This window comes from Paraburkholderia sp. GAS448 (assembly GCF_050435685.1).
Taxonomy (GTDB): domain Bacteria; phylum Pseudomonadota; class Gammaproteobacteria; order Burkholderiales; family Burkholderiaceae; genus Paraburkholderia.
The window spans coordinates 16,226-41,259 of sequence record NZ_JBNDKT010000036.1 but is presented as its reverse complement, the minus strand read 5'-3'; the positions used below and the strand labels follow the sequence as shown (position 1 = coordinate 41,259).

Annotated in this window: 24 protein-coding genes and 1 pseudogene; 14 read left to right on the top strand and 11 right to left on the bottom strand. The window is 60.0% G+C overall.

From position 1 onward, the window contains the following. Positions 1 to 7 precede the first annotated feature (7 nt). Together P3T23_RS38275 and P3T23_RS38270 are read right to left on the bottom strand one after the other, a co-directional pair. A complete protein-coding gene (locus P3T23_RS38275; protein WP_429321250.1) occupies positions 8 to 928 on the bottom strand; it encodes an SDR family NAD(P)-dependent oxidoreductase in 921 nt (306 codons plus the stop codon). After that, positions 925 to 1,665: a glucose 1-dehydrogenase gene (locus P3T23_RS38270; RefSeq protein ID WP_429321249.1), complete on the bottom strand. Its 741-nt coding sequence runs from the start codon at positions 1,663 to 1,665 to the stop codon at positions 925 to 927. Before P3T23_RS38270 ends, P3T23_RS38275 begins: the two co-directional genes overlap by 4 nt. Before the next feature lie 167 nt (positions 1,666 to 1,832). Between P3T23_RS38270 and P3T23_RS38265 the strand changes: the two genes are divergently transcribed. Continuing rightward, entirely contained in the window at positions 1,833 to 2,759 is a 927-nt protein-coding gene (locus tag P3T23_RS38265; protein ID WP_429321248.1) for a LysR family transcriptional regulator, read from the top strand. Positions 2,760 to 3,300: 541 nt separating this feature from the next. Here the strand turns inward: P3T23_RS38265 and P3T23_RS38260 are convergent. Next, a complete protein-coding gene (locus P3T23_RS38260; RefSeq protein ID WP_429321247.1) occupies positions 3,301 to 4,071 on the bottom strand; it encodes a TetR/AcrR family transcriptional regulator in 771 nt (256 codons plus the stop codon). A gap of 41 nt (positions 4,072 to 4,112) precedes the next feature. After that, positions 4,113 to 4,571 carry a VOC family protein gene (locus P3T23_RS38255; protein ID WP_429321246.1) on the bottom strand — a complete coding sequence of 153 codons (459 nt, stop codon included), beginning with the start codon at positions 4,569 to 4,571 and terminating at the stop codon, positions 4,113 to 4,115. 280 nt (positions 4,572 to 4,851) lie between these two features. Between P3T23_RS38255 and P3T23_RS38250 the strand changes: the two genes are divergently transcribed. The 10 genes and pseudogenes from P3T23_RS38250 to P3T23_RS38205 all read left to right on the top strand — a co-directional run. Then, positions 4,852 to 5,607, top strand: coding sequence for an SDR family NAD(P)-dependent oxidoreductase (locus tag P3T23_RS38250; protein ID WP_429321245.1), 756 nt, complete (start codon positions 4,852 to 4,854; stop codon positions 5,605 to 5,607). Positions 5,608 to 5,761: 154 nt separating this feature from the next. Beyond that, positions 5,762 to 7,240: a sugar ABC transporter ATP-binding protein gene (locus tag P3T23_RS38245; RefSeq protein ID WP_429321244.1), complete on the top strand. Its 1,479-nt coding sequence runs from the start codon at positions 5,762 to 5,764 to the stop codon at positions 7,238 to 7,240. A 28-nt stretch (positions 7,241 to 7,268) separates the two neighbouring features. Further along, positions 7,269 to 8,267 carry an ABC transporter permease gene (locus P3T23_RS38240; RefSeq protein ID WP_429321243.1) on the top strand — a complete coding sequence of 333 codons (999 nt, stop codon included), beginning with the start codon at positions 7,269 to 7,271 and terminating at the stop codon, positions 8,265 to 8,267. Positions 8,268 to 8,322: 55 nt separating this feature from the next. Beyond that, positions 8,323 to 9,321, top strand: a complete 999-nt coding sequence (locus P3T23_RS38235) for a substrate-binding domain-containing protein (RefSeq protein WP_429321242.1) — start codon at positions 8,323 to 8,325, stop codon at positions 9,319 to 9,321. Positions 9,322 to 9,505: 184 nt separating this feature from the next. Further along, positions 9,506 to 10,252: an SDR family NAD(P)-dependent oxidoreductase gene (locus P3T23_RS38230; protein WP_429321241.1), complete on the top strand. Its 747-nt coding sequence runs from the start codon at positions 9,506 to 9,508 to the stop codon at positions 10,250 to 10,252. Between the two features lie 58 nt (positions 10,253 to 10,310). Then, on the top strand, positions 10,311 to 11,354 hold the full coding sequence (locus P3T23_RS38225; RefSeq protein ID WP_429321240.1) for an SDR family oxidoreductase: 1,044 nt from the start codon (positions 10,311 to 10,313) through the stop codon (positions 11,352 to 11,354). Between the two features lie 335 nt (positions 11,355 to 11,689). Next, positions 11,690 to 12,649: an alpha/beta hydrolase gene (locus tag P3T23_RS38220; protein WP_429321239.1), complete on the top strand. Its 960-nt coding sequence runs from the start codon at positions 11,690 to 11,692 to the stop codon at positions 12,647 to 12,649. Positions 12,650 to 13,293: 644 nt separating this feature from the next. After that, positions 13,294 to 14,544, top strand: a complete 1,251-nt coding sequence (locus P3T23_RS38215; RefSeq protein ID WP_429321286.1) for an IS110 family transposase — start codon at positions 13,294 to 13,296, stop codon at positions 14,542 to 14,544. 545 nt (positions 14,545 to 15,089) lie between these two features. Beyond that, complete coding sequence (locus tag P3T23_RS38210; protein ID WP_429321238.1) at positions 15,090 to 16,055, top strand: reductase; 966 nt, start codon at positions 15,090 to 15,092, stop codon at positions 16,053 to 16,055. Further along, positions 16,054 to 16,203: pseudogene (locus tag P3T23_RS38205) on the top strand (HU family DNA-binding protein); the annotation flags it as partial. The gene P3T23_RS38210 and the pseudogene P3T23_RS38205, both read left to right, overlap by 2 nt. 202 nt (positions 16,204 to 16,405) lie before the next feature. On the opposite strand, the gene P3T23_RS38200 reads toward P3T23_RS38205, so the two are convergent. The 4 genes from P3T23_RS38200 to P3T23_RS38185 all read right to left on the bottom strand — a co-directional run bounded on the left by P3T23_RS38200 (position 16,406) and on the right by P3T23_RS38185 (position 20,049). Then, entirely contained in the window at positions 16,406 to 16,900 is a 495-nt protein-coding gene (locus tag P3T23_RS38200; protein WP_429321237.1) for a DUF3237 domain-containing protein, read from the bottom strand. Positions 16,901 to 17,037: 137 nt separating this feature from the next. Next, complete coding sequence (locus P3T23_RS38195; protein WP_429321236.1) at positions 17,038 to 17,787, bottom strand: SDR family NAD(P)-dependent oxidoreductase; 750 nt, start codon at positions 17,785 to 17,787, stop codon at positions 17,038 to 17,040. A gap of 88 nt (positions 17,788 to 17,875) precedes the next feature. Next, positions 17,876 to 19,012: a Gfo/Idh/MocA family protein gene (locus P3T23_RS38190; protein ID WP_429321235.1), complete on the bottom strand. Its 1,137-nt coding sequence runs from the start codon at positions 19,010 to 19,012 to the stop codon at positions 17,876 to 17,878. Positions 19,013 to 19,164: 152 nt separating this feature from the next. After that, positions 19,165 to 20,049 carry a LysR substrate-binding domain-containing protein gene (locus tag P3T23_RS38185; RefSeq protein ID WP_429321234.1) on the bottom strand — a complete coding sequence of 295 codons (885 nt, stop codon included), beginning with the start codon at positions 20,047 to 20,049 and terminating at the stop codon, positions 19,165 to 19,167. Positions 20,050 to 20,282: 233 nt separating this feature from the next. Here P3T23_RS38185 and P3T23_RS38180 point away from each other — a divergent pair, with 233 nt between their 5' ends. From P3T23_RS38180 to P3T23_RS38170, 3 genes are all read left to right on the top strand, one after another. Then, positions 20,283 to 21,392, top strand: a complete 1,110-nt coding sequence (locus tag P3T23_RS38180) for an alkene reductase (protein WP_429321233.1) — start codon at positions 20,283 to 20,285, stop codon at positions 21,390 to 21,392. Positions 21,393 to 21,404: 12 nt separating this feature from the next. Beyond that, positions 21,405 to 22,625 (top strand): MFS transporter, encoded by a 1,221-nt coding sequence (locus tag P3T23_RS38175; RefSeq protein WP_429321232.1) that lies wholly within the window; start codon positions 21,405 to 21,407, stop codon positions 22,623 to 22,625. Between the two features lie 217 nt (positions 22,626 to 22,842). Next, entirely contained in the window at positions 22,843 to 23,709 is an 867-nt protein-coding gene (locus P3T23_RS38170) for an aldo/keto reductase (protein ID WP_429321231.1), read from the top strand. Between the two features lie 80 nt (positions 23,710 to 23,789). Here the strand turns inward: P3T23_RS38170 and P3T23_RS38165 are convergent, their stop codons facing one another. The 3 genes from P3T23_RS38165 to P3T23_RS38155 all read right to left on the bottom strand — a co-directional run bounded on the left by P3T23_RS38165 (position 23,790) and on the right by P3T23_RS38155 (position 25,000). After that, positions 23,790 to 24,146: a hypothetical protein gene (locus P3T23_RS38165; protein WP_429321230.1), complete on the bottom strand. Its 357-nt coding sequence runs from the start codon at positions 24,144 to 24,146 to the stop codon at positions 23,790 to 23,792. 3 nt (positions 24,147 to 24,149) lie between these two features. Next, positions 24,150 to 24,395, bottom strand: coding sequence for an alpha/beta fold hydrolase (locus tag P3T23_RS38160; protein ID WP_429321229.1), 246 nt, complete (start codon positions 24,393 to 24,395; stop codon positions 24,150 to 24,152). Between the two features lie 239 nt (positions 24,396 to 24,634). Continuing rightward, positions 24,635 to 25,000 (bottom strand): nuclear transport factor 2 family protein, encoded by a 366-nt coding sequence (locus tag P3T23_RS38155; protein ID WP_401117561.1) that lies wholly within the window; start codon positions 24,998 to 25,000, stop codon positions 24,635 to 24,637. Positions 25,001 to 25,034: the final 34 nt, after the last annotated feature.

Sequence of the window (25,034 nt, the reverse complement as noted above, 5' to 3'; positions counted from 1 at the left end):
TCTATGTTTATCGGATGCTCAACGATCCCGCGCCTTCGACTCCCGGCTGCAGCAGATCCTCGACACCTAACCGACGGAAGTAGTCCCGCTGCAGTTCGGCGGTAACGTCATTGATGCGGCCGACATTTCGACCTTGCGGGTCGATATCGACTCGCCTCGGGCGCGTACCCGGAGTCATCGCGACGATGTCGCGAACAGCTTCGGCCACCTCTTCGACATCGTGACGCCGGTCCGGCAGATTTGTTCTGTCGAGACGTTCGGCCAGTTCTCCCGCAAGACCAGCAAGACGGTCGTACTGCGACACCACTTCCGCGTCGACCGGGCTCACCGCATTCTTGAAGTGGTTAGTCCCGGAGGTGTAGGCACCGGGCTGGACGATGACGGTCTCGATACCGTACCGCGCCACCTCCAGCCCCATGACTTCCGCGAGCACATCGCCGGCAGCCTTGGAGGCCGCATAAGGGCCAGTGAACGGATCAGGAAGCCGGTTGATGCCGCTGCCGATATAAATCAGCAGGCCACGTCCGGCGCGACGCATCACGGGCAATGCCGCGCGGTTCACCCGCACCCAGCTGATCGCGTTGAGATCGATAATTTCCGCGATCTGCTCGGGTCGAAATGCTTCCGTCAATCCATGCATCATCATTGCGGCGTTATTCATCACCACGTCAATACGCCCTTCCCGCGCGAGAATCAGATCAACAGCGGCGCGCGCGCTCGCCTCGCTCCGAACATCGAGTTCAACCGGCCGCAACGCGATCTTTTGCTTGTCGGCAACGGCACGCAATTCCGCAACCCGTTCTTTTGAATTCCCGCCAAGGTCGCGCATCGACGCGTAGACGATGTGCCCAGCCCGTGCAAGCTCGAGAGCGATGACCTTGCCGAAGCCGGAGCCGGCGCCCGTAATCAGGATGGTCTGTTGACTCATGCGACGATGCCTCCGTTGACACGGATCGTCTGTCCGTTGATCCACGCCGCAGCGGGCGTGCCAAGGAAAGCGATCACATTGGCGATGTCGTCGGGCTCGCCCAATCGACCGAGCGGCGTCATGTCGCGAAAACCCTGCGTCCGTTCCGGCGTGTTCGCTCCGTGGAGCAGTTCGGTATCGGTCGGTCCGGGTGCCACTGCATTGACGCGAATTCCGCGCGCACCCAGTTCCTTCGACAGACTGCGCGTGAGTGCCTCTACCGCAGCCTTGCTCGCGCAATACGGACCGTATCCCGGCGGCGACATGCCGATCACGCTCGTAGAAAGATTGACGATGGCACCACCGTCGACAAGCCGGGTCGCGGCGAGGCGGCAGCCGTTGAGCGTGCCCCGCACGTTGATCGCAAACAACCGGTCGAACCATTCATCGTCGACCTCCGCGATACGCTTTGCAGACATGAGGCCGGCGTTGTTCACGAGCAATGCAACGGGGCCTGCCTTCGCCTCTGCCTCGTCAAACAGCCGGGCAAAGTCATCCGCCTTGCTGATATCGGCCCGGACGGTATGTGCGATGCCGCCGGCCACGGTGATGGAGGCGACAACGTTGTCTGCCTCCTCCTTATTCGAAACATAGTTCACGATCACAGTGAAGCCGCTTTCGGCCAATCGGCGCGCAATCGCTGCACCGATACCACGCGACGCCCCAGTGACGATCGCGACGTTAGATGGAACAGACATCGGCAAACTCTCCTTCGATGCTTTGACTATCCCGCGTGAACCGCAGTGGCCACGCGTCAATGGGAATACCAACTACTCAAGAAGACTGAGCGATCAGCTTCGAATTGATTATGGGAGCGCATAGCCATATATCCAACAAATGATGTTTATTTGATATCATTCGTCGCATGGATATTGAAGGTTTCGACCTGAACCTGCTGGTCGCTTTCGACGCGTTGATGGCCGAGCGGCACGTCACTCGTGCGGCAGCACGTATAGGGATCAGCCAGCCGGCTATGAGCGCGGCCCTCGCCCGATTGCGAAGCGCAACCGGGGATCAGCTATTTGTGCGCAGCTCGCATGGGCTTGCTCCCACGCCGCGAGCGAGCGATCTGGCGCTTCCGCTTAGACAGGCGCTGGAAACTGTCCGTACCGCGCTTCAGTTGGAGCCGGCTTTCGATCAGGCGACCAGCAATCACGTGTTCACACTTGCGCTCGCGGATCACCCCGCTTACCTTCTTTTGCCCCAGCTCGCCGCCAGGCTGTCCGTCGACGCCCCGGGCATCGACTTGCGGGCACGCTCCTTCGTCGATCGACGGGACGCTATCGCACTTCTCGATAGCGGGGACGTCGACCTCGCTATCGGAGTAGCGCCAGGCAACGAGACGAGGATTCTTCACCACCCGCTGTTCGAGGAGCCGTTCGTCGGCATCGCACGGGCGGGATCGCCTGCTTCGTCGTCGTTCGATACCGTGGATGATTTTGTCGCAGCCACTCACGTCCTTGTTTCTCCGGAGGCCGACGACAAAGGCGTCGTCGACATTGCCCTTGCGGAGATCGGTCGCGTCCGGCGCATCGGTGTTTCAGTGGCACACCCGTACATCGCCCCGATCGTGGTCGCAGAAACCGGCTACATCGCGACAGTGATGTACGGAGTCGCAGCACATTGCAGCGTCGTGGAACGCCTCAGCATCCATCGGTTACCAATTCAGGTTGCCCCCGTGACCTTTCATCTTCTCTGGAATCGGCGGACAGATGCTCACCCGGCTCATCGGTGGCTGCGCAGCCTGTTGATCGAACTGGCGGAGCCGATCCGCGAGACAGGTGCCCGATAAATCCGCGGATATCTGATAAAAATGGGACGAATGACCGGAACCTGTCGAAGTTCAGCCATATGTCACACTCGAACGAGCGTCGCTTCATGGCCGACGGCTGCCTGTGGGCGCTGGCGCCACAAAGCTGCCCTTCACCGAAAAGCGCGGCATCGACTTCGATGCGTGGACCCGCAAGGGCGCGACCGCTATCGGCGAACATTGGGAACCGCGGCTATCGACCATGATCGGTCCTTCACCCGGCGACTCAGCCGGACCTCCAACTGTCCGTTCCTGGACACATGGGGTTCATTGGCCCATATATGGTTTGAACCTGGGGTCGTGGCGCGATTCAACCATCTTCTGTGATGCCATCACCACCATCGTTCCACAGGTGAGCTTGACACCGCTCATTGCGGCGCCGCGAGCGGGTCGGCGAATTGGTAAGTCGTCCTCGAGCTCATGTTACGGATGGTAATGTGCGGAGACAAGATAACCTTATCAATCAGTCAGACTGCGAGAGCGACATTCAGGACGGCACGCATTGCGATCACTTCACGTTCGCTCAACGTGTGCCCCGGTTGAATGGTGTTTCTTCCACTCGCGGAGCGTCAACCGGGGTCTTCTTCGATTCGACCGCCTCCGTATGACCCGCCATCAAGGTTGCCGGAAAGCCGAAGAGGAAGTTGTGGACATGCGCCCGGATGACTCGCGTCAGGTCCTGAGGTATGTCCATCCGGTAAATCCATCGCCGGACGCCCATATAGAAGAAACTCGAATGGAAGCCCCAGAAAAGCTCAAGGTCGATCTCGGTGGGTTCAGGTGGTAAGCCTTTGGAGCTACGTATCTCACGCAGCACGGGTTTGAAGATACGTTCGTGTAGCAGCGAAATATAGCGCTTGTTCAGGCTAGGGTTGTCCAGCGCAGCAAAGATGAAGAGGCGAACCCAGTCGCTGCTGAGGATGGCCCGTGTGTAATCTTCAATACAGGCGACCAGCCGCTCTTCCAGCGGTCTGGAGGTGTCCGCAAGCACCTCTTCCCATTCGGGACTCCAGCGGGAGAAGAACACCTCGCGATAGACGCAATCGATCAGGTTTTCCTTGCTGCCGAAGTAGTGATACAGGAGCGGCTGCGTCACTCCAATATGCTTGGCAAGGTCGCGCGTACTGACTCCAAACCCGTGTGCCGAAAAGCATTCGACGGCGCGGCGCAGGATGTGCGCCTCCCGCTCTGCACTTCCCATGTGCTTTGCGCGCGGGCGGGCAGGCCGCGCTTCTTTGTGCAAGGCGTCGGCGTTGCTGGGTGATGCGTCCCTGGCTGATGCGGAAGAGGCCACTATCGGTTCACCTTGTGCGTCAAGCCGGGCACAGTCTGTCCCTAACTTGCATTGATTTCGAGTTTTCCAAGATTATCGCCCATGACGGCGTTATCCGGAGAGTAAGGGAAGATCAGTTCGATCCGGATGCCGTTCGGGTCGTCGACAAACACCTGATGCTCGGAGAGTTCCGGCACGATGCGTTCCTGGAAGCTCAGGCCGAGTGACGCGAGCTTGCGCTGATGCTCGGCGAGACCGTGGCATCGCAGTGAAATATGGTCGAGCGACCCGCCGCCCGGCGCCACATTGCGTCCGCCGAGGTACGCCTCCAGTTCCCCATCGTCGTTTGCGAGATTTGCGATGTGAACGACCGGGCGTTCGCCCGCGTACATCCACCTGCCTGGGAATGGAAACGCGGGGCGCCAACCTTCGTGAAGGCCAATCGCATCCCGGAAAAATGCCACGGTCTCGTCGACCATGGACGTGCGCAACGTGAAATGGTCCAGATGCAGGATGGTCATCGTCTCTCCGTCTATAAATTGTTCATTCGATAAAAACAAGACTAGCACCGCTGCGCGTCGGCATCAAATTTTTTTCTTTTAGCCGGGTGACCGGTGCTGCGCATACACCATGAGAAATAGTGGTTTACGCGTAAGAAGCAGCGATTAATGCCGCCTTCTCCTTGCGGGGAAAGGCTTTGAGGCGATCAGCTCTACGTATTGACATTTTTGATCGATTGACCAATACTTGATTCAAGGCCGGTGCGTTGGGCAACCGGAACTGTTAGCAAGGGGAATTCAGATGGCAAGGTTGGCAGGCAAGGTGGCACTGGTTACCGGTGGCGCGCTCGGCATGGGTTTCGCTACGGCATACGTGTTCGGTCAGCAGGGCGCCAAGGTCGTGATCGCGGATCGCGACGAAGCGGCCGGTCAGAAGGCGGTCAGCCGTATCATGGAGGAGACAGGCGCGGAGACCCTGTTTGTGAATCTGGATGTCGCATCTGAAGAAGCGTGGCAGGCCGGCATTGCGGCAGTCTCCGACCGCTTTGGCCGACTCGATGTGCTCGTCAACAACGCCGGCGTCTATATGTCCGGCACCACAGAAAGCACGTCGCTCGAGGTATGGGAGAAGACGTTCGCTGTCAACGTACGCGGCGTGTTCCTCGGTTCGAAAACGTCGATTCCGTTGATGCGCAAGAGTGGTGGCGGCTCGATCATCAACATCTGCTCGAACTGGGGCATCGTCGCGTTTCCTGATGCTGCGGCCTACGTGGCGTCGAAGGGCGCGGTGCGCCTGCTGACCAAGGCCACCGCATCCGAGGTCGCGCAGGACAACATCCGCGTCAATTCCGTGCATCCGAGTCTCACCGCCACCGACATGACTCGCGGCGTGCTCGAAGACAGTGAAGCGACCAAAAAGCTGCTCGGACCGTCGCTACTGGGGCGTCCGGCGAAAGCGGAAGAAATTGCTAACGCAGTCCTTTTCCTCGCGTCGAGCGATTCCTCGTTCATGACGGGCAGCGAACTGGTGGTCGACGGCGGCTATACCGCCGTTTAAGGGCGTCGCCTGCGCCGGCCGCGACGCACGAGTCAGTGGCCGGTTTTCTGTCACGCATGTTGCACTTCTGGGCAGTGATCCTCTGCAGCGTTTGCAGGACCGCTGCTGGCAATGTGCGTTCCGTTTCGCCGCATCGGTCGAGGAGTTTTAGATCATGAGTTCCTTGCTTGTCGAAGCATCAGGCGTCCAGAAATCGTTTGACGGTGTGCCTGCTCTGCGAGATGGCACGTTCAGACTTGCACGAGGCAGCGTCCACGCGCTGTGTGGCGGTAACGGTGCAGGCAAGTCGACGTTTCTGAACATTCTGATGGGAATCCTGACGCGCGATGCGGGCAGTATTCGCGTTCGTGGTGGCGACGTCAATTTCGCGTCACCTCTCGACGCATTGAATCACCGGATCGCAATCATCACGCAGGAGTTGTCGCCCATCCCCTACATGAGCGTGACAGAGAACATTTACCTCGGTCGCGAGCCCAAAAAGACCGTCATGGTCGACAAGAAGACGATGCGCGCGAATGCCCGGGCGCTGCTCGAGCGGCTGAACTTTGACATCGATCCCGCCGCACCGATGGCGTCGTTGAGTCTCGCTCAGGTACAGCTCGTCGAAATCGCGAAGGCATTCAGCTACGACGCGGAAATCGTCATCATGGACGAGCCGACTTCGGCGATCGGTGAACGTGAAACGCACATTCTCTTCAAGGCAATTCGCAGTCTCACCTCGCACGGCGCGGGGATCATCTATGTGAGCCATCGGCTCGAGGAACTGTTCGAGATTGCCGACGAGTACACGGTATTTCGTGACGGCGCTTACGTTGAGAGCGGCCGGCTCGCCGATATCGACCGTACCCATCTCGTCCGGCAAATAGTCGGGCGCGAAGTGGCTCAACCGCGCAAATCTTCCCGCACCGAAGCTGGCAAGGTGATGCTCGATGTCGAGAATCTGACAAAGGCGGGGCAATTCGATGACATAACGCTTCGGGTCTCGAGCGGAGAAATTGTAGGTATATACGGGTTGATGGGCTCTGGCCGCAGTGAGTTCCTCAACGCTGTCTACGGCATTGGCCCCCGCGAGGCCGGGACGGTGAAGGTCGACGGTCGTCTGGTCGGGCCGGCACGGCCGGACCAATCGATCGATGCGGGCATGGCGATGGTCACGGAAGATCGCAAGGAAAGTGGGCTTGTGCTCAGGGCGCCTATCCGGCACAACATTTCTCTGTCTGCCCTGCATCGCTTCTCATGGAAAGGCGTCGTGCGTCGCCGTAAGGAGCGTGCTCACGCATCCGGGATGATTCGCAGGTTGAACATCAAGACAGCCTCGGACGAACTGGCCGTATCCACAATGAGCGGCGGTAACCAGCAGAAGGTTGTGCTGGCCCGATGCCTGTCGTCTCATCCGAAAGTCCTCATCTGTGACGAACCCACCCGCGGTATCGACGAAGGCGCCAAACAGGAAATCTATACGCTGCTTGACCGCTTCGTGCGTGAGGGCGGTGCAGTGCTGCTTGTGTCATCGGAAGCGCCAGAGGTGCTTCAGCTGAGCGATCGCATCGTTGTGTTCAAGAAAGGCCGTATCAACGAGACACTCCCTGGGCATAGCGCGAGCCAGGCGACGCTGCTTCATGCAGCTTCATGATTCCGATCAGTAATTGAGGAGACAGAAGATGAGACAGGATATTTCCGCGAACGAGGCCGCACCTACGGCTTGCTCAAGGCCGATATCGGTACCGTTTGTACTCAAGATGGCGAGCAACTATGGGATTGCTGTCGCCTTCATCGCCTTGTGCATCGTGCTCAGCTTTTCCAGTGATGTTTTCCTGACGTGGTCCAACTGGACGAACATCATCCGTCAGACAGCCATAAACGGCATGCTGGCTATTGGCGTGACCTTTGTCATTCTCACCGGAGGTATTGATCTTTCGGTGGGTGCAGTGATGGCGTTGGCCGGCGTAGTCGGGGCCAGTCTCGCGACGACTCCCGGCGAGCACAATATCGTGCTCGTGCTGCTCGCGGGATGCGGCGTGGGCGCATTCCTCGGCTGGCTCAATGGCGTAGCCGTGGCCCGGCTTTCGTTGCCGTCGTTCGTCGTGACGTTGGGAATGCTCAGTGTCGCACGAGGACTGACTTACATCTTCACCGACGGCCAGCCCATCCTCAACCTGTCCGCCCCGCTGCTCTGGCTCGGAAGTGGCAGCGTACTCGGTATCCCGGTACCTATCGTCGCGCTCGTCCTGCTGTTTGCGGTTTGCTGGTTCGTTCTTCAACACACGGTGTTCGGTCGGCACATCTATGCCGTTGGAGGCAGCGAGAAGAGTGCTGCGACCAGCGGTGTGCGCGTCGGACGCGTGGCTATCTCTGCCTATGTGATTTCCGGCCTGACCGCGGCACTCGGTGGACTCATGCTGACTGCGCGCACCACTGCTGCACTGCCGCAAGCGGGGGTGGCCTACGAACTCGACGCAATTGCCGCTGTTGTCATCGGTGGGACGAGCCTGTCGGGCGGCAAGGGCTCTCTTGTTGGCACGATTTTCGGCGCACTCATTATTGGAACCATCAATAACGGTCTCGATCTGCTCGGTGTGTCGTCTTATTACCAGCAGGTCATCAAGGGGCTGATTATCGTCGGCGCCGTCATGCTCGACGCTTCGCGTCGCAACAAGTAGCGGTTCCTTCGCCCATGAGCGGTAAAGAAACCGATAGATGAAACTGGAGACAGAAATGAGCAAACGTAACATCAAACGATTTTTGAGTCTGGCGTTGGCTGCCGCGGGCATCGCTTCATTCTGCCAATCGGCATTGGCACAGAACGGGAGTTATCGAATCGCTGTGATGCCTTTCGCCGTGAACGAATACATGTCGCGCTGGGTCAAGGAGATGCAGCAGCATCCGCTAGTCAAGAATGGCACAGTCAAGTTGACCGTGCTTGACGGCAAGTCCGACGCGATGGTGCAGAGCAATCAGTTCGATACGGCCATCACGCAGAAGTTCGACGCGATCATTGTTGCGCCCGTTGACTATCAGGCAGCGGCTGCGCCGATTGCACGCGCGGCCGCCGCGAAGATTCCCGTAGTCGGCTCGGTGACGACGGCCAACTCGGACAAGCTCTTCGCCTATGTCGGCACGAACGACACTGAAGGTGGGCGCATGGTAGCAACGCAGCTTATCAATCAGCTTAAGGGCAACGGCAACATCGTCATTCTCGAAGGTCCGATCGGCAACTCTCCCCAACTGATGCGCCGCAAAGGAATTGATGCGGTACTTGCGGCGAATCCGGGGATCAAGGTACTCGCGTCGAAGCCGGGCAACTGGTCACGCGCGGAGGGGATGAGCGTGACGGAGGACTGGCTGACCCGTTACGGAAAGTCGATCAACGGTGTCATTTCAGAAAACGATGCGATGTCGCTCGGTGCGATCGAGGCGTTCAAACTGAAGCAGATCGACCCGAAGACGGTGCCGGTCGTATCAATCGATGGTGATCGGGGCGGCCAGCTCGCCGTGAAGGATGGCGATCTCTTCACGCTGTACAAGGACGCACATTGCGAGGGGCAGGGCGCGCTGGATCTTGCAGTTCGCGCCGTTGCCGGGCCGTCGTATCAGCCCAAATCAGATTGCTGGGCGAAAACCATGCAATGGAAAGACGGTACCGCAAAGCAGTATGACGTGCCATGGGTTCCACTTACAAAAGCGAATGTCGACACCTACCTGAATAAGCTCTGACAAGTATTTCCGCTGACCGCTAACCGATCGTGATCGCGCAGCCAAGGTGCAATGGATCTCGCCATGCGCGCCATTGTGGGTCCTTCGTACCTGACGTTCCTCGGGTCCCTTTGACGAAAGCGAACATTGATCAGTATCTGAAATAACCGCAGCGAAAAGAGCAACCAGACAAGGAGAGACCGATATGTTGAAAGACAAGGTCGTTATCGTCACGGGCGGCGCCAATGGTATGGGCGAAGCACATTGCCGTCTTCTGGCCGAGCGGGGCGCCGCGGTCGTGGTGGCCGACGTCAATCCACGCGGCGAAAACGTGGCGGCTGACATTGTTCGTCGGGGAGGCGTCGCGAGATTTCGCTCGCTCGATGTGCGCGATCGCCGACAGTGGCAAGTCATTGTTGAAGCAACGGAGAGCGAGTTTGGGCGGATCGACGGGCTGGTGAACAATGCGGGAGTGCTCATTCGGCAACCCGCGCACGAACTGTCGGTTGAAAGCTGGGACCTCCTTTTTGACATCAATGTGAAGGGCACATTTCTCGGCTCCCAGGCGGTCCTGCCAGCGATGAAGAAGGCGGCCCGTGGGTCTATCGTCAATATCTCCTCCATTTCCGGATTCGTCGCGAACATGCCCGGTATGAGCGCGTATTGCGCGACAAAAGGTGCAATCCGCCTTTTCACGAAAGGACTCGCAGTTGACTATGCCGAGTACAACATCCGGGTTAATTCGTTGCATCCGGGCACGATTCGCACGCCAATGACGGCGGATTTCGAGAGCGACGCGGACAAGTTGAACATGCTCCTCGGCACGACCATCTTGCGGCGGCTTGGCGAGCCGCGGGAAATAGCAGAAGTACTGGCGTTTCTGCTATCCGATGCGTCGTCATTCATGACAGGGTCGGAAGTGACAGCCGATGGAGGTTTTACGGCTGTCTGAAGCGCGGCCCGCAAGACGCGGGTGATCGAAAACAAATTGCGATGAAGGGAAGGGAATTATGAAAACCGTAGTTGTAGCCGGCGCTGTAGGGGTTATCGGGCGAGGGGTGCTCGCTCATTTCGAAGATAAGGACGTTAATCTCGTGGCGGTGTCACGGCGCGCTCCCGATTTTCCGACCCGGGCGCAGCATCTGCCCGTGGATCTGACCGACCGTGAGTCCTGCGAAGCACTCTTGTCGAAGATCACCGATGCAACGCATCTCGTGTTCGCAGCGTACCAGGAGAAGTCGACGCCTGACGAGCAACTGCGCGTGAACCTGTCAATGCTGGAGAACATGGTCGAGGTCATCGAGAAGTATGCGCCGAACCTGCGGCACGTCTCGCTGATGCAGGGCGGCAAGGCCTACGGCGCGCATATCGGCCCGTTCCCTTCACCTGCGAAGGAAAGCGATTCCCGCCATATGCCACCGAATTTCTACTACGACCAGGAAGATTTCCTCAGAGTACGTTCTGCCGGGAAGGCGTGGTCCTGGACGGCATTTCGCCCGGAAGCCGTAGCGGGCGTGGCGGTCGGCAATCCGATGAATCTGTTGATGGTGATCGCCGTCTACGGAACGCTGGCGAAGGCGCTAGGTGTCCCCATGGCATTTCCCGGGCCACGCGCCGCGTATGACGCCTTGTATCAGGTGACGGATACCCGCGTCCTGGCACGTGCTGTCGATTGGGCGGGTGAGACGGAAGCGTGCCGTGGGGAAGTCTACAACATCACCAATGGCGACTATTTTCGCTGGTCGCGCATCTGGCCACGGCTGGCGGAATTCTTTGACGTTCCGGTCGGGGAGCCGTTCCCCATCTCGTTGCAACAGATGATGGCCGACAAAAGTGAGGTCTGGAACGAACTGGTCAAGCAGCATGGTCTGCACAAGTACGCGTATGAAAACATCGTGTCGTGGAAGTTCGGCGACGCGATCTTCAAGACGACCTTCGACAACATTTCCAGCACGATCAAGGCACGCAAGCATGGCTTTGCAGACTGCATCGATACCGAGGAGATGTACCTTGAGATGCTGACGGAATTGCGAGAGAACCGCTACATTCCGTGACAACGATCACGACGGACACCTGTGCCGGATCTTTCGTGCGAAGATCCGCGCGCGTTTCCAGCGACCCATCATTGTGCAGGCAAGTACGATTTCACCTGCGCCAACCGGGTGCTTGAAAAGGGCTACGGACCTGGTCGGCTTCGGTCGACCTTTCGTCGCCAATTCGGACTTACGAGCCGCCTCCCGGAGGGGCTGCCGCTCACTGCGTTTCCCCTTACACGCTCTTTGGCGACGACCAACACGGCTATACGGAATATCCGGTGTGGCCGGCCCCAAACTCACTGTTTAAGGCTCCTCCACGCGATCAAGGTCGCAATGATTGAAAGGCGATGACCATGACGACCTCCAACACCTCCTCTGCCGAGCGCGTCACAGTGCAGATTCCGACGGCTTCGGGTGACGCGATCGAAGCGTGGGTCTATCTGCCCGAGGGCAGCGGCCCACATCCCGCCGTCGTAATGGCCCACGGTATCGGCGCCATCAAGGCGGGAGGATTGGCCCCGTTCGCCGAACGCTTTCGCGAGGAGGGTTTCGTCGCCATCGCCTTTGACTACCGCAACTTCGGCGGTTCCGGCGGGCAGCCGCGCGAAGTGCTTTCCGTCCCGCGCCAGCGCGCGGACTACAGCACCGTCATCGGCTGGGCCGTTGAACAGCCATACATCGACCCGCATCAGGTCATTGTTTGGGGCACGTCGTTCGCCGGCATGCATGTCGTCGAACTTGCTGCCTCCGACTCTCGACTGGCTGGAGCGGTCGCTCAGGCCCCGCTCACGGACGGCTTGGCCGCTGCGCTGATGGCCCCGCCCAAGAACGGGATTCGACTCTTCGGGCTGGCACTGCTCGACCTCCTCGGCTCCCTGTTCGGCCGCCAGCCGATCTACATCCCCGGTCACGGAAAACCCGGGGAGCTGTCCATCGGCGCCACGCCGGACGGCCTGTTCGGAGAGAGGATCATGACCCCGAAAGATGGCACGCGCTGGCACGACCGCGTGGCCGCGCGGTCTCTGTTGAGCTTTTCGTGGCGTCGCCCCGTGCGACGCGCCGCCTCCGTGCGTGTCCCTTTCCTGCTCGTCGTCCCGGAGGCAGACTCCATTGCGCCGGTGCCTGCCGCGCTCGAAGTTGCCCGCAGGGCACCGCGAGCAGAATTGTTCCGCAGCGCCGGTGGTCATTACGACGTCTACGAAGGCGGAGCAGGGTTCGCCGACGTGCTCCGAACGGAGGTCGCCTTCCTCCATCGTCATGCCACGACAGCAGCCAGGAGGGGAGTTGGAGCCATCCCGAACTGGCCCACTTGAGGGACGCGCCTGAAGTCTGAGCCATGTATGGAACGAACCTTGCCGGGCCTGCGTGAATGGCAGGCGCGCCATGCGTGCTCCCGCTCGGCAACGGTCAAAACGGCCGTTCGCCCGGACTGGTCGGCGATCGTCAGCTGAGGAACCCATAGCAGCCATTGACGCCTTGAGGGACCAACGACCGCAATGGCCGATGAAGAAGCGTTCGTCTTTGACAATCGAATGGCCGGTTACGGGGTGGAGCCGACCCCTGAATGTCCGACCGACGGTGCATGTGAGCGGCCGCTTGTGGCCGAACTCTGCCCGACGCAGACCCCGATCGCTCGCGACTCACCGAAATTATGCAGATGGCATAAACCGACCCGTTATAGGTAGTCCGTCCCGCCTTTGATCGATACATGCTGTCGGGACTGGCAGCAAGCTGCCAGTGAAGGCAGGACATGCACCCGCAGGCTACGAATAACTCGACCCAATTGCTTGGACGATTACGGCAATATCTTCGAGCCCGCGGGTGTGCTTGCGCTCGATAACGAATTCTCAGGGTTCGCCGTGGCACCGGCTCACTATAATGATTTCGCTGACCGCAAGCATGCATGCCCCTTGTCGCTAATCTACCACTTGCGGAGGTTCAGATGGCACCCCAATTGATGCAGCAGTTTGCCGCCTACGTCGGTATCGATTGGGCGGATAGGAAGCACAACTTCTGCCTGCAGGCAGGTGATGAGGATACGGTTGAATTCGGCTGCCTCCCTCATCGGGTCGAGTGCATCGACGAATGGGCCAGAGCGTCGCATCAGCGCTTCGGCGGCCCGATCGCCGTTGCGCTAGAACTGGCGAAAGGCCCGATCGTCTCCGCGTTGCAGAAGTATGATTTCTTCACTCTGTTTCCCATCAACCCTTCGACGCTTGCCAAATACCGCCTGGCCTTCAAGCCGAGTCGTGCCAAGGACGATCCCTCAGACGCGGAGCTGGCGCTGGACCTGCTGCTGCGTCACCCCGAGCGGTTTGCGCCGCTCAAACCGCAGAGCGTCGGTATGCGATCGTTGACGGTTCTGATCGAACAGCGCCGGCAGTTGGTCGACGACAGGAACCGCTTCACCAATCGCTTGCGCAGCGCGCTCAAAGAATATTTTCCCCAGACGCTCGACTGGTTCGAGGACATTGACACGATGCTCTTCTGTGACTTCCTGTCCCGATGGCCGACGCTATCGGCAGTCAAGCGGGCCAGCAGCAAGACGCTTGACGGGTTCTTCCGCGCACACAACTGTCGTCGCGCCACGCTGATTGACCAGCGTCTCAAATCGATTCGCAGCGCGATGGCGCTAACCGAGGATCCCGGCATCGTCACGCCCTACCGGCTGCACGCGGTAACGTTAGTGGCCCAGCTGCGCACGACACTCGCGGTGATCGACGTGTTCGATCAAGAGATCGCAGCACTCGTGCGCACGCTACCCGATTTCGCGCTGTTTGACTCGCTTCCCGGCGCGGGCCCGCATCTGGCACCACGCCTGCTTGCGGCATTCGGCGAGCAACGCGGGCGCTTTCGCAACGCGGTTGAAGTGCTGCAGTACACAGGCATTGCACCGGTCACCGAGCGCAGTGGCAAGAAAAGCTGGGTGCATTGGCGCTGGCAATGTCCAACTTTCCTGCGCCAGACTTTTGTCGAATGGGCCGCCCAGACGATCAACAAATCGTTCTGGGCCGGAGCCTACTATCGGCAGCAGCGTGCCAAAGGCAGTTCCCACCAGGCTGCGGTGCGGGCGCTGGCATTCAAATGGATACGCATCCTTTACCGGTGTTGGCAGACTGGAAAACGCTACGATGAAAGCGTCTATCTGAACGCGTTGAGAAGACGCGGCTCGCCGCTTCTCGGCAAGCTGAGTCTGTCCGACGGATAAGAGTGGGCGGCTCTTGCTCCTTTATCTGATTGGGGCAAGCCGCGCAGCGGCGCGTCAGGCCGAAGGCGAAGCTCGCGGGGAGCCGGTGGGCAACGACGGAACCGCCGTCAGGCGGCTGTCCACAGCTTTGCGCTGTGGGGCAGCGTCGTTGTCCACGGGCGGGCGCGTGATGATCAGGGAGCGCAGAAGCATCGAAGAAACAAAAAAACTTGACGGACCACCTCAGGGCATGTTGCCGACGCTCGAAGCTCTGTCATTTCAACGGCAGCTTACTAGACGCTCGGCCGCGAGAAAATCGGCGAACGCACGCGCCGAGGGTTTCGCAGCCCTCCCCGCCGCGAACGCCGCGTGCAACTCGATAACCCCCATGTGCCAGTCCGGTACCTTGCACATGGGCTCGAGTCTCTGGAGGCGCCATCGTCAGTTCATGCGTGACCGTTAAAGGAGGCTAAACTCGGGTAAATAGCAGCATTGCATGCTCGCTGCCCCCCCAAAAAGCACGCGGGGTACGTACCCCTCTTCTTGAATGACATCATGGAGACGCGATGAATGCCGATCCTGCTACCGGTCTAGAAATGGGCTATACGCCTGACGCAGATACCCCGGTGCCCTACATGCAGCGGACGCGCGACTGGTATCTCGCGCTGGGTTATGGCAATCCTTATCGCTGGGCTCACTATGCCGACGTGCCGTTCCAGCCGTTAAAGAAGCCCCTTGCCCAATCGACCGTCGCGCTGATTACGACGGCTGCGCCTTTTCGGCCTGATAAGGGCAACCAAGGACCGGGCGCAGCATACAACGCTGCAGCCAAATTTTTCGACGTCTACTCGGGCGATACGGCGCAGGATCATGATCTCCGCATCTCGCACGTCGCAATCGATCGCAAGCACACGAGCATGGAGGACAGCGCCTGCTGGTTTCCTTTGCCGAGGCTGCGCGAGTTAGTCAACGAACGGCGCATCGGCCGGCTCGCGCAACGCTTCCACGGCGCGCCGACAAATCGTAGTCAGCGTCATACGATCGAAGTCGATTGCCCCGAGATCCTAAGACGCTGCCAGGAGGATGGCGCTGATGTTGCGCTGGTGGTTCCAAACTGTCCGATCTGTCACCAGAGCCTGTGCTTGGTCGCGCGACACTTGGAATCGTACGGCATCGCTACCGTCGTATTGGCGTGCGCGAAAGACATCGTCGAGCATGTCGGCGTTCCGCGCGCGCTATTCAGTGATTTCCCTTTGGGCAACGGTGCCGGCAAACCGCACGATCGGTGCTCGCAAGCCGACACGCTCGAACTCGCGTTGCGCGTGCTTGAGAACGCACCCGCTGCGCGAACTACCGTGCAGTCTCCGCAACGCTGGAGTGATGATTGGCGATGGAAGCTCGACTACTGCAATGTCGAAACCGTTAGCTCTGAGGAACTGGCTCGACTGCGGGCAGAGCACAATTCTGCGAAAGCGGTGACGGCCAAGACAACGCACGAGAAGCTCCCACCAGGAGAGCGAAAGGGAATATGAGGTCGGGGAAAGCGTGAAGTTGTCCGGATTCGGCAACTTTCAATTGCGTGACAAATCACAGCGTCCCGGCCGGAATCCGAAAGCCGGTGAAACGACTCTCATTGTGGCGCGGCGGATCGTCACGTTTCATGCAAGTCAGAAGCTCTAGGCGTGGCGTGGCTTGAAGTCGGCGGCAAACAGCGACGCCGTGACTGACCGCAGGCGACCCACTACGGACGCTCACACGGATGACGCGATGGGCGGCTATAGCCACAAACAGACCTTCGCCAGTGACGCACAATGAGCTTCCCCTCAAATATAGTTCGCCGACGGAAGCATAATTCTGATGCGGACCGAAGCAGGCAAGTCGCTCACAGAACTTCAAACACGCTATACGTAGGTCCGTTTGCGAACCGATGGCCGGTGCCGATAGCGATGATGCGGTTCAGCCACTCGTATCGACCGGCCGGTGCTTCGAAGATGGGGGTGATCCGGAAGTAGTAGCTTGATGGATCGACAACCTCACCTTTCTCGAGTCGCTGTATCACTTCGGCTGGCCCATGACGAACGCGGCGGTACGACATGGCGATCGTCGAGTCGTCGTCGGTCTGCAGAACAAGGCGTACGTCGAGCGTAGTGCTGCCATCGCTGCGCACGGCCTGCCAATCGCTGCCTCCATCGAGCACTTTTCCGGACAATCGGTCGCCTTCGAACGACCCCGATGGGACGATACCCACGCGACGGAAGGGTCCGGGGGTATCGCCGACGACAACGATCGGCCTGACGTCGAGTCGCATGACAAACAGCGGGCGCGTCTGCACGCTTTTAAGTGGCGCTGGAAGGCTCTCGAAGAGTGGGGTGGTCATGTTTCGCCTAGCGAATGATGACGCGGGTCTCCCCACGTCGTTGAGATCAACGCATGCTCTATTGAAGCGTTTTTCGAACGTTCCAGGAATCAGCGCCTTGTTCCTGGCTAGAACAGTCTAGTGATGGCTAGCCAGCCTCACGAGGCCGTTTTCCCGCCGTTGACCCTGATGATCTCGCCGGTGATGAAGCTTGCCTTGCCAGACGCGACGAACACGATGGCGTCGGCTATCTCTTCAGGGGTTCCCGCGCGCTTGAGCGGAACGTTCGTGAGAAAAGCGGCTTTCCGCTCGGCGGTGCCGGTCAGCCGGTCGAGCATCGCGGTCTCGACCGGCCCCGGAGCGATGGCGTTGACGCGCACCCCTGACGCGGCGCCCTCGATCGCTGCCGATTTGGTCAGGCCTTCCACCGCGTGCTTGCTTGCCACGTAGAGAGACGCGTTCGCCGCGCCGCGCGAGCCCATCGTCGATGAGATATTGACGATGCTGCCCTTGCCTTGCGCCAGCATCACGCGCATCTCGTGCTTCATGCTGAGAAGGGTGCCGAGCACATTGGTATCAAATACGGCTGCATAGCCCTCAGGAGTCCGGTCCGTTACTGGTCCGGACTGACCTTCGGTGCCCGCGGAGTTGATCGCGACGTCGAGCCGGCCAAAGCGCGCAACCGTCTCATCGACGAGGTTGCGTACCTCGTCTTCGAATCGGACATCGGACTGTATGAACTCGGCTTCCGCGCCGAGTGTGCGAAGCGCCTCAACCAGCTTCTGGCCTTCGTCCACGCGACGCCCGGAGACAGCGACATGGGCGCCTTCACGGGCAAAAGCCAGCGCGGTGGCGCGGCCAATGCCAGTCAACGCACCAGTGATCAGAACGACGGGATGGGTAGACATTGCGTTTCCTTGGCGAAGTTTGCGAAAACGGATGACGGAACCGCTCAAAGATTGGAGCCGGCGTCAGTGCCTGAGCCGGCTGTCCGGCTTAACCAGGCGTGCTGAACGAGAGCGGGACACGCTGGCCCGTGCGATTCGATTCTGCAATCTGGTCCATCAGTTCATGCATCCGGATCGCGTCCGCGAAAGTGGGCGCAAGCGTTGAACCGGTCTTGACGTCGCGTGCATGGGCGGAGTACAGGTTCGCCAATTCCAGCACACTCGCGCCAAGTTCGCTTGGCGGCAGCCATTCATATTCCGCTGGAATCGTCAGCTCGGTAAGCGGCTGGCGGTCACCCCGCGCGATTTCGATGCGGTTGAAGGCGTCGCCGAAACTGGTGGTGTTCCAGATTTTCAAGTCGCCCGTGCTGCCTGTCACGTCGAGCTGCATACCGAAGTTATTGCGCTTTCCCGCCTCGATATGGACCGTCAGCACGGCGTCATTGGCGAAAGTCCCTGTCAGCACGACCTGGTCGGCGTTGGTATGCGGGAATGTTTCTCCGGTTTCCACCAGCGTAACTTCCTTGAACTGATTGACAGTCAGCGCCGACAAGCTCCGCGGATAGCCAACCATCGTCGTAAACAAGGCGTCCAGGAAGTGGCCGCCGTAGATGGACAGCAGACTGGAGAAGTTCTCTTCGGGGATCGTGTAATAAAGCGAAGCAGGCCGTTCACGTTGGAAGTACTCGACGCTCGCGTGCAGGCGCACCGAACGCACTTCGCCAATCTCGCCCCGCTCCAGCAAATCGCGCACATAACGGTAACCCGGATTGAGGCGCCGTTGCAGACCGACGATGGTGCGCACGCCCGCTTTGTCGGCCAGCGCCAGCAACTCCCTGGACAAAGCGGTGCTTGGCGTCAGAGGCCATTCGCAGTAGATGTCTTTACCCGCCTCGATGGCCGCGCGAATGCCTTCTTCGTGCTGGAACGCGGGTGTCAACACGAGCACGAGATCGACTTCCGGATGCGATACCAGTTCCTGGAGCGAGGTAGCTGCGTATTTGAATCCATGGCGCGTGACCAGCGATGCCGCCTTTTCCGGGCTGCGGCTGTGCACCGCGGTCAGTTCATATTCCGGCAGCAGTTTTAGCGAAGGCAGGTGCCCATATTCCGACCAATGGCCCAGCCCGACGATGCCCACCCTGATTTTGCCGGACCCGGTAGCCCGCCTGACGATACTGTTCACAAGAACTCTCCAGTTTGAGGCTGTGCAGCGTATCTGCGCAGCGACCGGGCAATAATAGAGTTCAGGAGACTGGAGATAAACTGGCTGAGATTCCGATCATTTCGGACACTTCAGTCCGGCTTCGCGACTTTTAGCCGATTCCTTGCCCGTCGCTAGATCTGCAGATTCTGGCTGACATAGTCGATAAAGACACGCAGCTTCGGCGAAGCGTAACGGCTTGCCGGCCACAAGATCCAGAAGGTGACGGTCTGGTCGATGAAGTCGTCAAGCACGATCTGTAATGCACCGCTCGCCAGCGCATCGCGCACGAGGAAGGTTGGCAGGAAGGCAAGGCCCTTGTTCTGAAGCGCCAGAAAGCCCAGCACTTCAATGGTGTTGGCGACGAAAGTTTGCGGCAGCTCCGGCTCTGCTTCCGACGCAGCGAGCTGAAACGGCCAGCGTTCCAGTTTGCCGCTAGCGGGGAATTTATGTAGCAGACAGGCATGCTGCACGAGTTCGAACGGATGCCTGGGTATGCCGTACTTCTCGAGATAGCCGGGTGACGCGACCAGAACCTGCCCGCAGGAACCGAGGCGCCGTGACACTAGCCTCGAATCGTGCTGCTCACCCGTGCGTATGACTGCATCGAAGCCTTCTTCGATGATGTCCACCATACGATCGGAGAGATCGACGTCGAGTTCGACGTCCGGGTATTGCCGCATGAAGCCGTCCAGCGCCGGCATGATCAGCCCGGACAGTTGCGGCGTGCTGATCCGCAGTCTGCCACGCGGACTGCCTGCGGCATCGGACAGTTCGGCTTTCGCCGCTTCGAGTTCGCCGAGGATGCGCCGGCACCGCTCCAGGAACAACGCCCCTTCGGCCGTCAGCGTGATGCTGCGCGTGCTGCGGTGAAAGAGCCGCACGCCGAGACGCTCCTCGATCCGCGCAACGCTTTTGCCGACCGCCGAAGACGATACGCCGAGCAGCCGTCCCGCCTCAGTAAAACTGCGCGTTTCCGCCACCTGCACAAACACCGAAATGCCACTGAGGCTGTCCACTGCTGCATCCCGAGGCCCGAGGCCGATTTACGCCGGCCGGGCGACGCGGGCAAGCGTTCGAAACCCGGCTACGACTCGTCCGGGTAGCGAACGACTCGATTGCGGACTTTATTGTCCTGGATATTCGGAACCTTAGCCCATTTTTCTTATCCCGGTCCGTCCATACACTTCTCCCCAAGGTCGAAAGCCCGCTGTCGATCGAGCGTCACCAGCCACTCAATCTCGAGGAAATCATGTCCAAACTTCATTCCGCAGTCAAAGTCGGTCCTTACGAATTTTCCCATCGTGTGGTGCTGGCGCCGCTCACCCGCATGCGCGCCGAAGAAGGCGCCCGGCCCGGCCCGTTGATGGCCGAGTACTATGCCCAGCGCACCTCGGAAGGCGGCTTCCTGATTGGCGAAGCCACCATCGCAGCAGCCAACGGCAACGGCTACCTCGGTGCGCCTGGCCTCTACGACGATAGCCAGATCGCCGGCTGGAAGCAGGTGACGGACGCCGTGCACGCCAAGGGCGGCCGTATCTTCCTGCAGCTGTATCACGCCGGACGCGAGTCCAACAGCCAGTTGCAGCCGGGCGGTGTCCAGCCGGTGGCGCCGTCCGCCGTGCTGCATGGCGGCGTCGCCTACACAGAAGCAGGCTGGACCCCGAACACGCCGAGCCGCGCGCTGACCATTCCCGAAATCGCCGGGCTCGTCGAAAGCTTCCGCACTGCCGCGATTCGCGGCAAGGAGGCCGACTTCGACGGCGTCGAACTGCATGCCGCCAATGGCTACCTGTTCGATCAGTTCCTGCAGGACGGCAGCAATAAGCGCACCGACATCTACGGCGGGTCGTTCGAAAACCGTGCCCGCTTCCTGATGGAAGCCACGCAGGCCGTCATCTCGGTGTGGGGCAGCGACCGCGTAGCAGTGCGCCTTGGCCCGAGCGGCACTTTTGGCGATATGTCCGACAGCAACCCGAAGGCCCTCTTCACTTACGTAGCGGAGGAACTGGCCAAACTGAACCTGGCCTATCTGCATCTGATCGAGCCGCGCGTGCTGGGCTTTGTGGATGACGAGAGCAAGGACCCGAACCCGGCCGCCGCGCAACTAATCCGCAAGCACTACAAGGGCATCATCATCGCCGCCGGCGGCTTCAAGGGCCATACGGCCGAAGCCATCGTGCAGGCGGGCGACGCAGACCTGGTCGCATTTGGCCGCGACTTCATCGCCAATCCGGACCTGCCCGACCGCCTGCGCCTTCAATTGCCGCTGAATCCGTACGACCGCCCCAGCTTCTTCGGCGGCACCGACGTCGGCTACACCGACTATCCGTTCTATAACGACCAAACGGTAGCGGCATAAGCGGAGCACACGATGACCTCCACGACCCAGTCCACGTCCTTCGCGCCGCTGTACTGGCTGGCGCTAGGAACGTTCGCCGTCGGCACCGAGAGCTTCATGATTGCCGGCCTGCTGCCCGACATTGCCACGGACCTGCATACCAGCATTGTCGCCACGGGCCAGCTGGTCACCGTGTTTGCTTTGGCCTACGCACTCAGCTCGCCGATCCTGACGGCACTGACCGGCGCGTTCCATCGGCGCACGCTCATGATCCTGGTGCTTTCCGCCTTCACGGTGGCGAATATCATTGCCTGGGCCGCCCAGAACTATTGGGAATTGATGGCGGCCCGCATCCTGCTCGCCGCAGCCGCCGGTCTGTATGTTCCCGGCGCCAACGCGCTTGCCGGCGCGATCGCCGGTCCAGAACGGCGCGGCACGGCGCTCGCCATCGTCAACGGCGGCATTACGATCGCGGTCGCCTTCGGCGTACCGCTTGGCGCATTGGTCGGGGACCGGCTCGGCTGGCGCATCACCTTTGCGGGCGTCGCCGCCCTGTCCGCTGCGGCCACGGCAGGCTTGCTGTTCGGCCTGCCGCGTAACATCGGCGCGGGATTGCCGACTGCCACGCTGCGCGAGCGTATCCATGTCGCACGCCAGCCGGTCATCCCGATGACCTTGCTCGTCACCACGCTTTGGGCAACAGGCGCGTATACGATCTACACGTACCTGGCGCTGTTCGTTGCCAGGACCACGCCGTTGCATGGCGCTGAAATCGGCTACGTGCTGCTCACCTGGGGTGTTGCGGCAGCCATCGGCGTGTTCATCGGCGGCAAGGCGGTGGACCGCCTCAGCCCCAGCCGCGTGATCATCCCCTGCCTGAGCGTGTCGATCCTGGCTTTCTCGCTCATGTCGGCGAGTGCGCACTGGCTGCCGAAAACGTTGGCACTGGTTCCCGTCCTGATCGGCGTAGTGGCCTGGGGCATGGCGCATTGGTCCTTCTACCCCGCGCAGCAAGCAGGGCTGATCAACCTCGCTGGCCTGCGCGGCACGCCCATTGCCCTGTCACTCAACGCTTCGTTCATGTATCTCGGCTTTTCGCTCGGCGCCGCGCTCGGTTCCCTGACCTTGAGTTTCACCTCGGTGGACAACCTTGGCTGGACCGCCGCTGCGTGCGAAGTCGCGGCGATGATCCTGACAGTCAGCATCGGCAAGCATCTGGTAGGGGCGCAAAAAGGAGCGGTTGCTGCCGCATAAGGTACCGCTACCGCGCGGCAGACGTTTGCCGCAGCTCACAGGGCGTTTATCGGTCATTCATCGGCCACATCGTCAAGCCGGGAGAAAGTGCTTCGCATGCCTTAGGTGTCCATGACGAAAATGCTGCCACCGAGACAGCCTGCTTCCAACCGGCACTATCACTGTCCCGGCGGGTAGTGCACCCCCGATCGGTCTAACACAAGCAGTAAAGGCGAATATGATTATCCCACACCGCACTTTCAAAATTGGCGGCAACACGGAAATCCGGCGGCTCGGATTTGGCGCGATGCGAATCACCGGTCCTGGTATCTGGGGCGCGCCAACCGATCGGGCCGAAGCCATCCGTGTCCTGCGTCGCCTTCCCGAACTCGACGTGAATTTCATCGACACGGCGGACTCGTATGGGCCGAACGTTTCGGAAGAATTGATCCGCGAAGCGCTGCATCCCTATGGCGCCGACATGCTCGTAGCGACCAAGGCGGGACTGGCACGCACAGGTCCCAACCAGTGGGCACCGCAGGGCCGACCGGATTACCTGGTTCAGCAAGCCCACGGCAGCTTGAAGCGGCTTGGTATCGAACAGATCGGCCTGTGGCAATTGCATCGCATCGACCCATCGGTGCCGCGGGATGAGCAGTTTGGCGCCGTACGCCACCTGATCGACAGCGGCGTGGTCCGCCACGCTGGCCTGAGCGAAGTATCGGTGGCCGACATCAAGGCTGCATCGAAATATTTCAAGGTGGCGACCGTGCAAAACCGCTTCAACCTGGGTGACCGCGGAAGCGAAGACATACTTGATTACTGCACCGCCCATGGAATTGGCTTCATCCCCTGGTTCCCACTGGCTGCCGGCGAGCTGACCCGTGCCGGTTCGCTTCTCGACACCATCGCGCGCAACCATCAGGCGAGCGTCGGGCAGATCGCACTCGCGTGGCTATTGCAGCGCAGTCCGGTGATCCTGCCGATACCGGGCACCTCCCGGGTCACGCATCTGGAAGAGAACGTGGCGGCCGGCGCGATCACCTTGTCCGACCGTGAATTTTGCCAACTGGATCGCGCTACCGCCCAACGGCAACAGAGCTAGCCCACCGCTGCACCAATTGCATTCGAGACTCACCAGGGATTGACGATGATCAAACTCTTCTCGCCGCTTCAGCTCGGCCCTTAAGCGCGCACGTATGTCATCGCGTCGATGAAACGCCGGCCAGCCGAAGATGCTTGATAGTCCTTCAGCGCCTGCGGGTCCGATTTGATTCTCATCATCAGGTCAATTGCGCCAGTGGCAAACGCCTCGCCGCTGCTCTGTTCGAAGGCGGCCGTCGTTGGAGCGTCGATAATGTCCTTCAACACTCCTGCCGTGAGCGCGGCATCAGTTGCGCCGCTACCGACCACCAAGCTTTCGAATAGGTCCGGGTGAGCGTTGGCCGCAAAGAGAAACGCGGATGTGCCGACGTCGGGCGCAACAGCATGGACACGGTCAAGGCCGAGCGCCGTCAGAATCCTGGGAATGAAATCGCCCATTGCTCAGGGCGACATCAATTGCAGCCGGTCTTCCGATTGGCCAAAACCCGGGATGTCAAACGCAATAAGAGGGGCGGAGGCCTCGGCGCCGAAAATCTGCCAAATGCGCTGATAGGCGTACAAGCTTTCCGGCCAGGGGCTCCTGAGCACGATAGGAATGCCCGCTCCAACTCTGTTGCGTTGAAAGCGGATCTTCAGGCCATCGACCTCTATGAATTCCATGTGGTCGATGCTAATCGGTTTCGTCATATCTCCGCTCCCCTGACTCTGTGGGTATGTTGCAGTCTTGCAGAGGCCGATGCCGTTTCAGGCCAGCGTGCAAATGTCTCGATCCAAGTCTGACGCCGCTCGCCCTAGAGCATCGCAAGTCACTGCGGATACTCCTATGCTGTGCGTTCGATGAAGGAGAGCGGCGACAACGCGACGAAGCTGGCAGCGGCGCGCAAGACCAGCCGCGTATGAATTAGTCTGCCCCCGCCGTCATCCGTTTAGAACATCGTATTCGCGTTGTTAGTCGTCTTCGGCACCGGCTGCAGCACATCCCAGTGCTCCAAAACCTTGCCGTCGGCATCGAAGCGGAAGATGTCGACGCCAGCAGTTTCCTGGCCACCCCACTCCAGGTAGCGCACATGTACAAAGGCGAGATCGCCATCGATCGCGATGCGCTTGACCTCGCAGGGGATGCGCCCGGCCTGTTTGATATAGCCCAGGATGTCATCGAGTCCATCCGGAAAAAGCGGGTTATGTTGTATGTATGGCCCGCTCACGATCTCCCGATATAGGTCCGCCTGGCCCTGGTTGAAGACTTTGTCGTAGATAATGTCCAGCGCGTGTTGGATTCGTTCTCTTGACATGGGTTGCTCCTTTTGGGGGTTTTTGCTCTCCTCA

What these genes read in the sequence shown, in the direction of transcription:
- P3T23_RS38215 (WP_429321286.1), top strand. Translation starts at nt 13,294, where the DNA reads ATGCAGCAGTTTGCCGCCTACGTCGGTATCGATTGGGCGGATAGGAAG.
- P3T23_RS38235 (WP_429321242.1), top strand. Translation starts at nt 8,323, where the DNA reads ATGAGCAAACGTAACATCAAACGATTTTTGAGTCTGGCGTTGGCTGCC.
- P3T23_RS38195 (WP_429321236.1), bottom strand. Translation starts at nt 17,787, where the DNA reads ATGTCTACCCATCCCGTCGTTCTGATCACTGGTGCGTTGACTGGCATT.
- P3T23_RS38200 (WP_429321237.1), bottom strand. Translation starts at nt 16,900, where the DNA reads ATGACCACCCCACTCTTCGAGAGCCTTCCAGCGCCACTTAAAAGCGTG.
- P3T23_RS38225 (WP_429321240.1), top strand. Translation starts at nt 10,311, where the DNA reads ATGAAAACCGTAGTTGTAGCCGGCGCTGTAGGGGTTATCGGGCGAGGG.
- P3T23_RS38220 (WP_429321239.1), top strand. Translation starts at nt 11,690, where the DNA reads ATGACGACCTCCAACACCTCCTCTGCCGAGCGCGTCACAGTGCAGATT.
- P3T23_RS38265 (WP_429321248.1), top strand. Translation starts at nt 1,833, where the DNA reads ATGGATATTGAAGGTTTCGACCTGAACCTGCTGGTCGCTTTCGACGCG.
- P3T23_RS38270 (WP_429321249.1), bottom strand. Translation starts at nt 1,665, where the DNA reads ATGTCTGTTCCATCTAACGTCGCGATCGTCACTGGGGCGTCGCGTGGT.
- P3T23_RS38160 (WP_429321229.1), bottom strand. Translation starts at nt 24,395, where the DNA reads ATGACGAAACCGATTAGCATCGACCACATGGAATTCATAGAGGTCGAT.
- P3T23_RS38170 (WP_429321231.1), top strand. Translation starts at nt 22,843, where the DNA reads ATGATTATCCCACACCGCACTTTCAAAATTGGCGGCAACACGGAAATC.
- P3T23_RS38240 (WP_429321243.1), top strand. Translation starts at nt 7,269, where the DNA reads ATGAGACAGGATATTTCCGCGAACGAGGCCGCACCTACGGCTTGCTCA.
- P3T23_RS38180 (WP_429321233.1), top strand. Translation starts at nt 20,283, where the DNA reads ATGTCCAAACTTCATTCCGCAGTCAAAGTCGGTCCTTACGAATTTTCC.
- P3T23_RS38155 (WP_401117561.1), bottom strand. Translation starts at nt 25,000, where the DNA reads ATGTCAAGAGAACGAATCCAACACGCGCTGGACATTATCTACGACAAA.
- P3T23_RS38165 (WP_429321230.1), bottom strand. Translation starts at nt 24,146, where the DNA reads ATGGGCGATTTCATTCCCAGGATTCTGACGGCGCTCGGCCTTGACCGT.
- P3T23_RS38275 (WP_429321250.1), bottom strand. Translation starts at nt 928, where the DNA reads ATGAGTCAACAGACCATCCTGATTACGGGCGCCGGCTCCGGCTTCGGC.
- P3T23_RS38230 (WP_429321241.1), top strand. Translation starts at nt 9,506, where the DNA reads ATGTTGAAAGACAAGGTCGTTATCGTCACGGGCGGCGCCAATGGTATG.
- P3T23_RS38245 (WP_429321244.1), top strand. Translation starts at nt 5,762, where the DNA reads ATGAGTTCCTTGCTTGTCGAAGCATCAGGCGTCCAGAAATCGTTTGAC.
- P3T23_RS38210 (WP_429321238.1), top strand. Translation starts at nt 15,090, where the DNA reads ATGAATGCCGATCCTGCTACCGGTCTAGAAATGGGCTATACGCCTGAC.
- P3T23_RS38255 (WP_429321246.1), bottom strand. Translation starts at nt 4,571, where the DNA reads ATGACCATCCTGCATCTGGACCATTTCACGTTGCGCACGTCCATGGTC.
- P3T23_RS38175 (WP_429321232.1), top strand. Translation starts at nt 21,405, where the DNA reads ATGACCTCCACGACCCAGTCCACGTCCTTCGCGCCGCTGTACTGGCTG.
- P3T23_RS38250 (WP_429321245.1), top strand. Translation starts at nt 4,852, where the DNA reads ATGGCAAGGTTGGCAGGCAAGGTGGCACTGGTTACCGGTGGCGCGCTC.